Source organism: Actinoplanes sp. CA-131856 (assembly GCF_050956135.1).
Classification (GTDB): Bacteria; Actinomycetota; Actinomycetes; order Mycobacteriales; family Micromonosporaceae; genus Actinoplanes.
The window spans coordinates 5,991,842-6,004,350 of record NZ_CP191849.1; the positions used below are offsets into that span (position 1 = coordinate 5,991,842).

At 70.5% G+C, this 12,509-nt stretch carries 10 protein-coding genes; 5 read left to right on the plus strand and 5 right to left on the minus strand.

Annotated elements, in window-relative coordinates; genetic code table 11:
- Positions 1-27: 27 nt before the first annotated feature.
- The gene (locus ACQP2X_RS27785; RefSeq protein WP_498686793.1) at positions 28-2,199 is read right to left on the minus strand and encodes a beta-glucosidase; all 2,172 of its coding nucleotides are present in this window, start codon (positions 2,197-2,199) and stop codon (positions 28-30) included.
- A gap of 21 nt (positions 2,200-2,220) precedes the next feature.
- Positions 2,221-4,914, minus strand: coding sequence for a glycosyl hydrolase (locus ACQP2X_RS27790; protein ID WP_498686795.1), 2,694 nt, complete (start codon positions 4,912-4,914; stop codon positions 2,221-2,223).
- Between the two features lie 225 nt (positions 4,915-5,139).
- Between ACQP2X_RS27790 and ACQP2X_RS27795 the strand changes: the two genes are divergently transcribed.
- The 5 genes from ACQP2X_RS27795 to ACQP2X_RS27815 all read left to right on the plus strand — a co-directional run bounded on the left by ACQP2X_RS27795 (position 5,140) and on the right by ACQP2X_RS27815 (position 11,506).
- Positions 5,140-8,244: a diguanylate cyclase gene (locus ACQP2X_RS27795; RefSeq protein ID WP_498686796.1), complete on the plus strand. Its 3,105-nt coding sequence runs from the start codon at positions 5,140-5,142 to the stop codon at positions 8,242-8,244.
- Positions 8,245-8,253: 9 nt separating this feature from the next.
- Positions 8,254-8,640 (plus strand): DUF6394 family protein, encoded by a 387-nt coding sequence (locus tag ACQP2X_RS27800; RefSeq protein ID WP_097327907.1) that lies wholly within the window; start codon positions 8,254-8,256, stop codon positions 8,638-8,640.
- The gene (locus ACQP2X_RS27805; RefSeq protein WP_498686798.1) at positions 8,640-10,382 is read left to right on the plus strand and encodes a potassium channel family protein; all 1,743 of its coding nucleotides are present in this window, start codon (positions 8,640-8,642) and stop codon (positions 10,380-10,382) included. The genes ACQP2X_RS27800 and ACQP2X_RS27805 overlap by 1 nt, the downstream gene beginning before the upstream one ends.
- 202 nt (positions 10,383-10,584) lie before the next feature.
- Positions 10,585-10,833, plus strand: coding sequence for a hypothetical protein (locus ACQP2X_RS27810; RefSeq protein WP_498686801.1), 249 nt, complete (start codon positions 10,585-10,587; stop codon positions 10,831-10,833).
- Positions 10,834-10,960: 127 nt separating this feature from the next.
- Positions 10,961-11,506, plus strand: a complete 546-nt coding sequence (locus ACQP2X_RS27815; RefSeq protein WP_498686803.1) for a histidine phosphatase family protein — start codon at positions 10,961-10,963, stop codon at positions 11,504-11,506.
- Here ACQP2X_RS27815 and ACQP2X_RS27820 read toward each other — a convergent pair.
- From ACQP2X_RS27820 to ACQP2X_RS27830, 3 genes are read right to left on the minus strand one after another with little or no spacing between them, the layout of a single operon-like run.
- Complete coding sequence (locus ACQP2X_RS27820; RefSeq protein WP_498686805.1) at positions 11,497-11,871, minus strand: hypothetical protein; 375 nt, start codon at positions 11,869-11,871, stop codon at positions 11,497-11,499. The genes ACQP2X_RS27815 and ACQP2X_RS27820 overlap by 10 nt on opposite strands.
- Positions 11,841-12,122, minus strand: a complete 282-nt coding sequence (locus ACQP2X_RS27825; RefSeq protein WP_498686807.1) for a hypothetical protein — start codon at positions 12,120-12,122, stop codon at positions 11,841-11,843. The genes ACQP2X_RS27820 and ACQP2X_RS27825 overlap by 31 nt, the downstream gene beginning before the upstream one ends.
- Entirely contained in the window at positions 12,119-12,508 is a 390-nt protein-coding gene (locus ACQP2X_RS27830; RefSeq protein WP_498686808.1) for a putative antibiotic biosynthesis monooxygenase, read from the minus strand. The genes ACQP2X_RS27825 and ACQP2X_RS27830 overlap by 4 nt, the downstream gene beginning before the upstream one ends.
- Between the last annotated feature and the right edge of the window lies 1 nt (position 12,509).

Sequence of the window (12,509 nt, forward strand, 5' to 3'; positions counted from 1 at the left end):
GGGGCGGCCGGGCCGCCCCACCGGTGGTCAGTGGATGCGGAATGACGTTTTTGTTCTGGTGTCGGAGGAGCCTCCCACGCTGATGCCGTAGGTGCCCGGGGCTGTTGTCCACGACTTGCGGGCGGTGTTCCAGTACTGGAGCAGGTGCAGGTCGGACAGGTCGGCTCGGCTCAGGGCGATCTCCACTGTCTTCTTCTGGCCCGGGGCCAGGGTGACCCGCTCCCAGCCGATCAGGCGGGACGGCGGCTCGCCCGTCGCGGCGGGCAGCGAGACGTATGCCTGGGCCACCTCAGTGCCCGTACGGCGGCCGGTGTTCTTGATCGTGAATTTGATCTTCAAGCCGTGAGAGCCGAAGGTGACCTTGGGGGTGGAGTAGGCGAACGACGTGTAGGACAGGCCGTGGCCGAACGGGAACAGTGGGCGGATGCCCTCGCTCTGATACCAGCGGTAGCCGACTTTCAGTCCCTCGTTGTAGTCGACCTGGCGGATGCCGTTGGCGTCGACTACGCCGGGGTACTGGGCCGCGCTGCCGGCCGTCGGCGTGTCGGCCAGCGACTTGGGAAAGGTCATCGGCAGCTTGCCGGACGGGCTGGTGTCGCCGAACAGCAGTGAGGCGATCGCCGTGCCCATCTGCTCGCCGCCGTACCAGTTCTCCAGCACCGACGGCACCTGGGCGATCCACGGCATCTCGACCGCGCTGCCGGTCTGGAGGACCACGACCGTGCGGGGGTTGGCCGCCGCCACCGCGGCGATCAGCTCATCGCTGTTGCCCTGGAGGCGCAGGTCGGCCAGGTCGGTGAATTCGCCGGCCCGCTGATATCCGAAGACGACCGCCACGTCGGCCGATTTCGCCGCGGCCGCGGCGGCCGCTATGTCGCTTCCGTTGTTGAACGTGACCGACGCCTTCGAACGGGCCGCCCGGTCACGGATGGCCGTTTCCGGCGACACCAGATCCTCGCATTGCAGAGTGGTCGGGTTGCCGAATCGCCACGGCAGCGAGCAGACCGAACTCGCGCTGATGCCATCGGTCGGCGTGGACGATGCCGTCGCCCCGATCACCGCGATCTCGTCGCCCTGGCGCGGCGACAGCGGCAGCAGCCCGTTGTTCTTCAGCAGGACCGATCCCTGCTGGGCGACATTCAAAGCAACTGCCTTGTGCGCCGCCGTCGAGGCGTCGGCCACCGGGGCCGCCGGCAGCGGATTATCGAAAAGACCGCCCTTGATGTACGACCGTACGACTCGGAAAGCGGCGGCGTCGATCTGCCTCTGCGTGATCTCCCCGGCCGCCAGCGCCGCGTCGAGCTTGGCCGGCGTGAACCAGATCGGCCGGTTGAGCTCCTGGTCCATGCCGTTCACGAGCGAGGCCGCGGTCGAGTGCACCGACCCGAAATCGCTCATGACGTAGCCATCGAACCCCACATCTTGCTTGAGTACGGTGTTCAGGCGCGGATTCTCGCAGGCATAGGTGCCGTTGATCTGGTTGTAGGAGCACATCACGCTCGACGGCGCACCCCGGTCGATCGCGATCTCGAAGGGCAGGTCGTAGATCTCGCGCAGCGTCCGTTCGGAAGCGTTCGACGAACTGGTCTGCCGGTCGGTCTCCTGCTCGTTGGCGACGTAGTGCTTGAGCGTGGCCAGCACCCGGGAGTCGTGCTCGATGCCCCGCGATCCGGCCGCCGCGATCAGGCCGGTGAGCAGCGGGTCCTCACCCAGATATTCGGGCGTCCGCCCCGACAAGGGCGTCCGGCCGCTGGCCAGTCCGGGCGCCAGCAGCACGTTCTTCTGTTTGTCGAACGCCTCGGCCGCCTGCGCTTTCCCCTTCGCGTAGGCCAGCGACTCGTTCCAGGTGGCGGCCTGCGCGATGGTCGCCGGGAACGCGGTCACGCCGGGGGTGAAACGCACACCGTCCGGGCCGTCGGAATAGACCACGGTCGGCGTGCACGGCACCTGCACCGGATAGACGACACCGCCCTGCCATTCCGTCTGGGTGGGGCTGTTCGCCGGCTGCTCCACCAGCCACCGGTATTTCTGGTGCTGGGTGCTCGCCGCGAGCAGGGCCGAGGCCCGTTGCTCGGGCGACTTCCTTTTGTTCATCCACGGAACCGTCGAACAGTCCACGGCGGCCTGTGCCGCCACGGGCGTGAAGAACGGTGCGAAAAGTGCCAGCACCGCCGCCCCGCCGATCAGACGTTTACGCATGCGGGATTCCTTTCTGAGTGGTTAGTGGATCCGGACCGGTCCGATGAGGCCGTAGGGCTGCCGGGAGCCGTAGGCCGCGTTGCCGAGCAATGTCGCGAGGTGCACGCGCAGCGAGTTGGCGCCTTTTCGCAGCGGCACCTGAATCGCCGACGGGTCCATCAGGTCGGCCGGCGGCAGTTTCTCGCCGTTCAGCTCGACTGAGTAGGTGCCGAGCACCGTGCCGAGATCGAGCAGCGCCCGCCCGCCCCGGGGCGAGGTGATCGTGGTGCTGTAGACCGCCGTACCGGAAATCGTTTCGAGACCGGCGATGGACTGCCAGTCCGGCAGAGGGCCGGTCAGCGCGATCGACGGCAGGACACGCTTGTTCGTCGTCTCGGGTGTCGCGCCCTTCTCGTACGAGGTGACGGCCAGTTCCCATCGCGGCGAGACCGCGCCGGTCGCCGTGGAGATCCACGGTGACGCCGCGTGCGCGGTGTCCTCGTTGCCCTTGGTGAGCGCGACCAGCACCCCGTTACCGCTGGTGGCCGAGATGTCGATCCGGACGCCGCCGGGCACCCGGGTGGAGGAGGTGATCGGGGTGACCGCGCCGCTCCACGGGTCGTACCGGAAAGGCCGCCCCTCCCCCGCCAGCGTGACCGTCGAGGTGGCCGGGGTGGCGCTGTTGTTCCAGAAGAAGTAGTAGTTCGAGTCGGGGGTGGAACGCCGGAGGTTCAGGAACGGCGACGGCCGCGCGAAGGATGCCGCCGGCCGCACTCCCGCCGCGGCCAGCGCCGGGGCCACGCCGGCCTCGCTGCTGACCACGCGCACGTTCCGGTTGCGGCGGAGCTGGTCGATCACGGCGCGTAGCCGGCCGTCCTGGGCCGGCGCCAGACCCCGTACCCGCGAAGGGATTTCTCCCACCACGACGATCGGCAGGCCGGACCGGGCCCACGACAGGATCCTGATGGCGGTGGCCAGGTCGAGCGTGGTCTCGTAGTTGACGTTCGGGGTGTTGTTCAGGACGAAGGCCCTGTAGCCCAGGGACAGCAGCTTCCCGTCGCGGACCGTCGCGGCGGGGTCGGCCACCTGCGTACGGCCCATGAAGCCGTAGGTGTATCCGGCCCGGGCCAGGGACTGGTCGGTGAAGTAGAGATCGCCCGTGGCGCCGGACAGGCTGTGGCCGCCGCCCTGCCGGTAGATCGCCACGTCGTCGCGCAGATCTCCACGGCGCAGCACGGTCTGGAGCCGGGCCACGTAGTCGTTGATCGTCCGGTCGTGGGACCAGGTGGGGCTGACCGGGCCGTACGCGTCCGCGACCCCGCCGTTGAACAGCGAGAATCCGGGCCACGCGCGCGCCGCGCCCGGCGTCGTGTCGCCCCAGCCGTGCCAGACGATCATGTTGACGCCGGTGACGAGCTGCTGGTTGACGTGCGACAGCAGGGTGGCGCGCGGATAGCGGTGGGCCTGCCCCTCGGCGCAGCACTCGGTGGAGAGCAGGTTGTGCCCGGCCTGGGCGGCCGAGGCGGCCAGGGCCCGCCAGACGTCGGACGAGCGGTTCTCCAGGTGGTTGACGTCGCTGCCGCTGGTGAACGAGCGGTCCTCGCCCTCGGCCACGTCGAGCAGCCCGGCCAGCTCCTGCATGTCGACCGGAGACGGCCCCCACGAGCTGTACGGCTGGCCGCGCAGCGTCAGGCCGCGCTGATGGGCCCAGGCCGCGAGCGGCTTGAGGTGGTAGTCGCGGAACAGCTCGTTGAGCGTGGTGCGGTAGTCCTCGCGGACCCGGTCGCCGGTGTCGCCCGGGAAGTCGTAGGCCGGGTCGCTGACCGCGACGGCCGGCAGGTACGGCACGAGCGAGTAGCCGCGGCGGCGTTCGAACTGCCGCAGGAAGTCAGGGGTCCAGTGCAGCACCTGGGCGCCGGAGCTGTTGAGTTCGAGGGAGTCGAAGAAGAGCGAGCCGCCGGCCGACCGGATCGACTTCTCCAGCGCCGGGGTGAGGACCTCGTCCTGCCAGAACCGCTTGATCGCCGTGATGCCGTCGAGGGAGAAGTGGTCGACGAGATAGGTGGTCCTGGCGGTGCCGGCCAGGCCGACGGTGTGGCCGGTGCCCATCATCCAGCTGCCGACGACCACCCAGGTGCCGCCGGCGGGCGCGGTCCAGCCGGGCTTCCCGGCGAGGTCGACCGCCGAGCCCGGAAGCAGGAGCGGCACGGTCTCGGCACATGTCACGACGCAGCGGTACGCGACGGCGGCCTGCAACGTCCGCTTGGTCACCCCGGCCGGCAGTGGCGGCGCGGGTACCGGCCCGGTGAAGGTGGAGCCGCCGGGCACGACCTGCCGGGCGAAGGCGATCTTCTGGTCGGAGCCGGGGCCGTCCGGCGAGACGGTCGTGGTGCCGGCCGACCAGCCGGGCGTGTAGATGTGGTCGACCTGGAGGCCGTTGCGGCGGCCGGCGTCGAAGGTGGCCTTCATGGCGGTGGCCCACGAGTCGTTCGTCCAGTCGTGCCGGGCCGGATCGTAGGCGGCCGCACCCAATGTCACCTGGTTGAACTCGACTCCCCCGGCGCCGGCGGCGGCCATCCGGGCGACTTGGGCGGCGGCCGACTCCGGTGTCATCAGCCCACCGGTGGTCCAGAAACGGTAGAAGGGCCGGTCCGCCGCCGTCGGAGCGGCGAAACCACCGCCGGGATGGGCCGCGGCGGGCGCGGGCGCTCCGACGGCGATCAGCAAGACTGCCATGCTCAGCTTGATACGTTTCACATTTGCCCCTGTCTCTGCCTCCACGGCGCATGGGTACGGGGGAAGATGTTTCGGCGGTGTTTCCGCTCTGGATCACATCCTGTGTCGTCGCTGAGAACGGACGTTAGGACTTGATGCACGCGGTGTAGCACAGAACGCACCTACCGCAGCGGCTCATCGAAACGCGCAGCGGGTCGATAAGACCTGTGAGGGGGCGGTGCGCTGATGGCTGAGCTGCGTGCGGGCATGACGCTGCGCGCGTCCCTGCTGCGTACGCTCCTGTTCACCGTCCTGTACACGGCCGCCACCTACATCGGCCGCAAGACGGTCATGGACGAGACCAACCTGAGCATGGTCTGGCCGGCGGCCGGCGTCTCGGCGATCTGGTTCCTGGCCCAGTGGCACTCGCGCTGGCGCTGGCTCGACGGGCTCGCCATCGCGGCCGTCACCATGGGCGTGAACACGGCCACCGGCGCGCCCGCGTCGCTGGCCGCCTGGTTCGTGGTGGCCAACCTGGCTCAGGCGTGCCTGTTCGTCACCCTCTTCCGGCGATGGCTGCCCGGCCTGTGGGGCGGCGGCGGCAACCGTCCGCTGGCCCGGCCCCAGGAGCTGTGGCGCCTGGTCGCCGCGTCGTTCGTGGCCACCGCGGTGGGCGCGCTGATCGGGCCGACCGGCGTGTGGGTGATCAACGGGGTCTACTCCGGGCCGGCCACCGCCGTCTGGCTGACCCGCAACACGGTCAGCATCCTGCTCATCGGGGCCGCCGGCCTGCGTCTCGGCTATCTCGTCCACCAGCGGCGCACGCCGTCGCTGCGCCTGATCTGGACAAGACTGCCGCCCCGCAAGCAGCTGGAGTACATCGCCGTGATCGTGCTGTCGATCGCGGCGTACACGGCCGTCTTCGGCACCGACAACCGGCTGCCGCTGGCGTTCTCGCTGATCGCGATGACGGTCTGGGCCGGCACCCGCCTGCACACCGGCTTCGTCATCCTGCACGACCTGACCTTCGGCGCCGTGGCGGTGCTCTACACGCTGGGCGGCACCGGGCCGTTCGCGCTGATCGGCTCGCATCCGGCCCGGGCGCTGGTCGCTCAGGCGTACGTGGGAATGATCGCTGTTGTGGGTCTGGCCCTGGCGCTCGGCCGCGATGAGCGCAACACGATCCTGCGCGAACTGCGCGCGGCCGAGGAGGCCGCGGCCGGCCAGGCGAAGCTGATGACCACGATCGTCGACTCGATGAGCGAGGGCCTGACCGTCACCGACGAGCAGGGCCGCATCCTGCTGCGCAACCCGGCCGTACGGCGACTGATCGGCGGCATGGTCAGCCCGTCCGACCTGATGCGGCACCCGGAGTACTACGGGCTGTTCCACCCCGACGGCAAGCCGCTGGACCCGGAGGACATGCCGTATCGGCGGGCGCTGGCCGGTGCCGAGGTGCGCGGCATGGACGTGCTGATCCGCAATCCGGCCCTGCCGGACGGCCGGATCCTCAGTGTGAACTCGACACCCATCCCGGCCGCCACGAACGGCAACCGCTACGCGGTGACCGTCTTCCACGACGTCACCTCCGAGCGACGGCACCGCACCGAGCTCGCCAACTTCGCCGGCGTGGTCGCCCACGACCTGCTCAACCCGCTGGCCACGATCGACGGCTGGAGCGAGGCGCTGGCCGAGGCGTTCGCCGACTTCCCGGATCACCCGGCCACGGCCGAGGCCGAGGACGGGATCCGGCGCATCCGCCGGGCGTCGACTCGCATGCGCGACATGATCAACGACCTGCTGGCGTACACGACGGCCCGTGACGCCTCGATCGCGCCGTCGGTCGTCGATCTCGGGGCGGTGGTCAACGACATCGCGATCGCCCGGATCGACCAGGCACAGAGCACCGGCGCCCCGCAGCCGGCCTTCCACATCGGCGAGCTGGGCGCCGCGTACGCCGACCCGGTGCTGACCCGGCAGTTGCTCGAGAACCTGATCAGCAACTCGATCAAGTACACGGCGCCGGGCGTCAGCCCGGAGATCACGGTCGGCGCGTCGCGGGCCGACCACATGGTCACCGTGACGCTCGACGACAACGGCATCGGCATCCCGGCCGACCAGCAGGACACCGTCTTCGAGAACTTCCACCGGGCCCACCGCGGCGCCGGATACAGCGGCACCGGCCTCGGCCTCGGCATCTGCCTCAAGATCGTGGAGCGGCACGGCGGCACGATCAAGGCCTCGGACAACCCGGCCGGCGGCGGCTCCCGCTTCACGTTCACCCTGCCGGTGGACGCCACCACCGCCCCCAAACCGGACCAGGAACCACCGCCCAAGGTCACCAAGGAGCGCCGCGCGGTGCCGTCCTCGGCGCCCGCACCGGCCCCGGCCGGCACGTTCGCCCGGGCGGCCCGCCTGGTGCTCGACTATCTGCACGAGAACATGCCGCTGGCCTTCTGGGCGGTCACCCGCGTCGAGAACGGCCGCCAGACCTACCTCTATCTCGACGCCGGCAACGGCTACGGGCTCCAGCAGGGCGAGAGCCACCCCTGGGAGCAGAGTTTCTGCATCCACATGGCCGCCCGGGAGACGCCGGCGGTCGCCGTCGAGGCACAAACCATTCCGCTGTACGCCGCCGCGGGCGTCAACGACCTCATCGACATCAACACCTATGCGGGCGCGGTCATCACCGAACCCGACGGTTCCGTCTTCGGCGCGATCTGCGGCCTCGACCCGAACAGCCACGCCGGTGATTCCCGGATGACGGGTGCCGAGCCGCTGCTCGCCCTGCTCGGGCAGCTGCTCACCGCGGCCCTGTCGGCCGACCGGGCCCAGGACCGCTCGGCCGGGGCGCTGCTGCGCGAGCAGGTCAGCGCCGACACCGACGCCCTGACCGCCCTGCCCAACCGCCGTGCCTGGCAGCGGCTGCTCGACCGGGCCGAGGAGCTGTACCAGCGGCTGGCCGACCCGACCGTCATCGCCATGGTCGACCTCGACCGGCTCAAGGCGATAAACGACACGCAGGGGCACGCGGCCGGCGACGCCTACATCCGGGCCGCCGCCACCGCCCTGGCCGGCGCCGTCCGCGACACCGACGTCGTCGCCCGTCTCGGCGGCGACGAGTTCGGCGTGCTGCTGCCGCAGTGCACCGAGGCCGACGCCGAGACGGTCATGGCCCGGGTCCACCTGGAGATGGAGGTGGCCGGGGTCGCGGCCTCGATCGGCTGGGCCGCCGTGGTCCCCAAGAACGGCTTCGCCGCCGCTCTCGAACAGGCCGACGCCGCCATGTACACCGAGAAGCGGCGCCGCCGCAGCGAGTTCCACCGCGCGCGCGACGCCTCGCCCCGTTAGGTTGAAGCCGTGAGTCTCGAAAAGGTCATCTTCGGCTTCTTCGTGCTCCTGGCTGCCACGCTCAACTTCGGATTCTTCATCGGCGACATCTCCGATCCGGCGTTGCACAACGAGTACGAGCTCTTCGCCGCGGTCGTGGTCAACCTGATCGCGACCGTGCTGAAGTTCGGCGACCGCACCCAGATCGGTGCCGTCCACCTGGCCACCAGCCTGGTCGCCGACCTTCAGCTCATCGCCGCCACGCTGGCCTGGGTCTACGCCACGCAGATCTCCGGCGCCGGCATGACCGGCGAGGCGACGGCGAGCGTGGTGTCGCTCTCGGGCGGCGCGCTGCTGGCCAACCTGGTCTCGGTCGCGCTCCTGGTGATCGAGACCGTGTCGTTCAACCGCCGCTGATGGGCAGCAAGCCGCACCCGAAGGGCCGCACGACGGTCACCCGGCCCACCGAGCCGTCGTCGACGATCTTCCTGATCCTGCGCCGGATGCGGGTCCCGCTCATCGTCCTGATCCTCATCTTCGCCATCAGCGTGCTCGGCCTGACCCTGATGCCCGGCCAGGACCCGCAGGGCCGCCCGACGCGGATGGGCTTCTTCGACGCGTTCTACTTCATGAGCTACACGGCCACGACCATCGGGTACGGGGAGATCCCGCACGCCTTCACCGGGGCCCAGCGCCTGTGGGTGATCGCGTCGATCTACCTGAGCGTCGTGGGCTGGGCCTATGCGATCGGTTCGCTGCTCACCCTCGTACGCGACCGGGCCTTCCGCGAAGCTCTGGCCCTGCGCCGCTTCACCCGGCAGGTCGTGCACATGCGCGAGCCGTTCCTGCTGATCGTCGGCTATGGGCAGACCGGCCAGCTGCTCGGGCACGCCCTGGACTCCCTCGGGCGCCGGCTGGTCGTGCTGGACAACACCCCCGAGCATGTGGACTCGCTCGACATCGACGCCTACTTCGCGGACGTGCCCGGCCTGGTCGCCGACGGCGCCAACCCGCACATGCTGGGCGCGGCCGGCCTCGAGCATCCGCAGTGCGAGGGGGTGATCGCGCTGACCAACAACGACGAGGTCAACCTGACCGTGGCCATGACGGCCGCCCTGATCAGGCCGAACCTGCCGGTGATCGCCCGCACGGTGTCGCCGGTGATCGAGCACCGGATGCGCGCGTTCGGCTCGCCCACGGTGGTCAACCCGTTCGACCGGTTCGGCGACCACATCCGCCTGGCCCTGCACCAGCCCTCGTCGTTCCAGCTGCTGGCCTGGCTGATCCGCGGCGAGGGGGCGACCCTGCCGGAGCGGGGCCGTCCGCCGACGTCGGGCCGGTGGGTGGTCTGCGGGTACGGGCGGTTCGGGCACAAGCTGGTCGAGGACCTCCGGGCCGACGGCCTGGAGGTGACCGTGATCGACCTCGCCGCCACCGAACCGGGAGTGATCGAGGGCGACGCTTCGGAGCCGTCGGTCATGGCCCGGGCCGACCTGGCCGGCGCGGTCGGCTTCGTGGCCGGCACCCACAACGACGCCACGAACCTGTCGCTGGTGGCGGCGGCCCGCAAGGAGAACCCGTCGCTGTTCATCGGGGCCCGGCAGAACCGGCCGCGCAACGCGCCGCTGTTCGCCACGATGGACGTGGACTGGCTGCTGGTGCCGGCCGAGATGGCCGCCCGGGAGATCTACGCCCAGCTGAGCACACCGTTGACCTGGCGTTTCCTCCAGGAGATGCCGGCACGCGGCGACGAGTGGGCGGCCGGGACGATCGACCGGCTGGGCGCGCACTGCGGCTCCCATCTGGACGGCTTGTGGAAGGTGACGCTGACCGAGCGGGAGGCGCCGGCCCTGATGTCGTGGCTCCACTCGGGTGCGGCCCCGCTCGGCGACCTCATGCGCTGCCCGCACGATCGTGATCAGCGGGTCGCCGCGGTGCCGCTGCTTTTGCTGCGGGGCGAGGAGTCGACATTGGGCCCGGGAGACGACATCAGCCTGCGGGCCGGAGATCAGATTTTGTTCGCGGGCCGCCGGATCGCCCGCCGCGACCTGCTCGACACCATGACCAATCATGTGGTCAGCGAATACGTCCTCTATGGCCGCTCGGTCCCCGCGGGCTGGCTGTGGCAGAAGGTCACGGGCCGGAAGCCCGCCTTCTGAGGTCAACCGATTTAGCGGCCGGGCGCCACGGACCCGGCACGGGTGGCGCGTTCCGGGGGTGCCGGGCTGGCCAATCGGACAATCTTCCGTCGGGCGATTGCATATGCACGTGCATTTGCGCTTGGCACGCCCATGCCCGCGGTCCATGATGGGTCTCAGTTTCCTTCCAGGCGCGCTCGCCGCCCCGAGGTGATGAGGTGAAATGACCACCCACGACCCGTCCACCGGCCAGATCTGGACGTTCGCCGAGGCCGACTACCGTTTCGGCAGCGGCCCGCTGCGCATCCGGATCGAGCGGGTGCTGGCCTCCGCGCCCCTCCAGCAGGACGGCGAGACGTGGTACGAGGTCGAGGGCATCGAGGTCAACGACCAGGGCCAGATCATCGGCCCGCGCCGCGCCACGATCCGGGCCAGCCGTCTCCCCGCCGTGCGCCGCAACCCAGGCCGCTGACCCACCGCGCCGCCCAGCGCCCGCCCGCCGCCGCCCGCCGCCGCCCGCAGTCGCACCACGGCCGCCCGCCGTCGCACGACGCCGGACCGCGCTGGTGGCCGTGCGCTCGTGATCTACCGTGCTGACCATGGCCCGCACGAAGCTGTACCTCGTCCGCCACGGTGAACAGGACCCCGGCGGCGACGGCCTCTCGCCGCGCGGCCGTGAGCAGGCGGAACGCCTCGCCCGCCGCCTCGACGAGGTCCCGTTCACCGCGATCCACCACAGCCCGCTGCCCCGGGCCGCCCAGACCGCGGACATCGTCGCCTCCTCTCTGCCGCGGGTTCCCCGGCACAGCTGCGACCACATGACCGACCGGACCCCGGTCCCCTCCCCCGCCCAGCGCGACCTCTACCCCACCCGCTGGCACGGCTGGCTCGACAGCGTCCCGGCCGGCGAGCGCGACGAGGACGCCCGGGCCCTGCAAGCCGCCGTCGCCCACTTCGACGTCACCGGCGACCACCTGCTGATCACCCACAATTTCGTGATCGGCTGGTTCGTCCGCCACGCCTTGGACGCTCCACCCTGGCGCTGGATCGGCCTCAACCAGGACAACTGCGCCCTGACCATCGTCCAATGGGACGCCGGCCACCCACCGACACTGGCCTCCTTCAACGACACCGGTCACCTCTGACCCGATCGGGCCTCCCGCCACTCGCCGCCGAACGCGGCCAGGTCGCCCTGACGGTCCACGGGCGCCGGCCGGCACGCCCGCACGGCGACCTCCCAGAGCGCCGCCGTCCCCCGGAACGCCGCCCGCTCCGTCGTGCCGTCCCCCAGCAGGACGAGCACGGTGCGCCCCAGAGTGAACACCGACGTGCGCTGGTCGATCATGGCGCCCGCGGTGAACTCCTCGGGCGCCATGAACCGCCTCGACCCCAACATCCGCCCGATCTCGTTCCGGTACGGCCCCGGCCGGTAGTGCTCCAGGTCGACCACGCTCATCCGGTGTGCCGTGAAGTCGTAGATCAGGGACCCGTCGTAGAAGTCGCCGGCCACTTCCCCGCCCCGCGCAGGCGTGGCAGAGCCTCGTGCCGATATGCCTGGCCGATCCGGGCCGCGTTCCGCAGCAGGGCCCAGCGGCGCTCGGCGCGCTCCGGGCTCCCGGCCGTCTTGACGAAGAGCCGTTCGCCGTCCCACTCGACCCCGTAGGACACGTTCCCCGAGTCCTGCCGGTCGAACACCGCGAAGATCGACCCAGCCTCCCGCAGGTAGTCGGCCGGAGCCCGGTCGATCCGGAACGATCTCACGTCTGCGCCAGCGGCGCGTACCAATGGGCGCCGCTCACGAGCACACGGATCGCGAGGGTCCGGTTCCAGTCGGGTCGCATGCCGTGCCGGTGCAGGACCGGGAAGACGACGTCGTCCATGAGGTGCTCGACGGCGGCCAGATAGGCCGCCTCCTGCTCGCTCTCCGGCAGCGCCTCGTGGGCGGCCTCGTCGAAATCCTCGTCGGTGACGCCCGCACGCACCTCGTCACCGTCGAGGTAGCCGGCGAACTCGGCCGCGTCCTCCTCACCGCGCACGACCCAGGCCCAGATGTCGTCCTCGATCTCGGTGCGGGCCGGCTCGGCGACCCGGCCGGGAAGGAACCGGGCGCCCTCCGGCCGGTGGTTGTAGATCCACTCGCCGGTCATG

Excerpts from the sequence above, each read along its gene's own strand:
- ACQP2X_RS27785 (WP_498686793.1), bottom strand. The coding sequence starts at position 2,199 with ATGCGTAAACGTCTGATCGGCGGGGCGGCGGTGCTGGCACTTTTCGCA.
- ACQP2X_RS27790 (WP_498686795.1), bottom strand. The coding sequence starts at position 4,914 with ATGGCAGTCTTGCTGATCGCCGTCGGAGCGCCCGCGCCCGCCGCGGCC.
- ACQP2X_RS27795 (WP_498686796.1), top strand. The coding sequence starts at position 5,140 with ATGGCTGAGCTGCGTGCGGGCATGACGCTGCGCGCGTCCCTGCTGCGT.
- ACQP2X_RS27805 (WP_498686798.1), top strand. The coding sequence starts at position 8,640 with ATGGGCAGCAAGCCGCACCCGAAGGGCCGCACGACGGTCACCCGGCCC.
- ACQP2X_RS27810 (WP_498686801.1), top strand. The coding sequence starts at position 10,585 with ATGACCACCCACGACCCGTCCACCGGCCAGATCTGGACGTTCGCCGAG.
- ACQP2X_RS27815 (WP_498686803.1), top strand. The coding sequence starts at position 10,961 with ATGGCCCGCACGAAGCTGTACCTCGTCCGCCACGGTGAACAGGACCCC.
- ACQP2X_RS27830 (WP_498686808.1), bottom strand. The coding sequence starts at position 12,508 with ATGACCGGCGAGTGGATCTACAACCACCGGCCGGAGGGCGCCCGGTTC.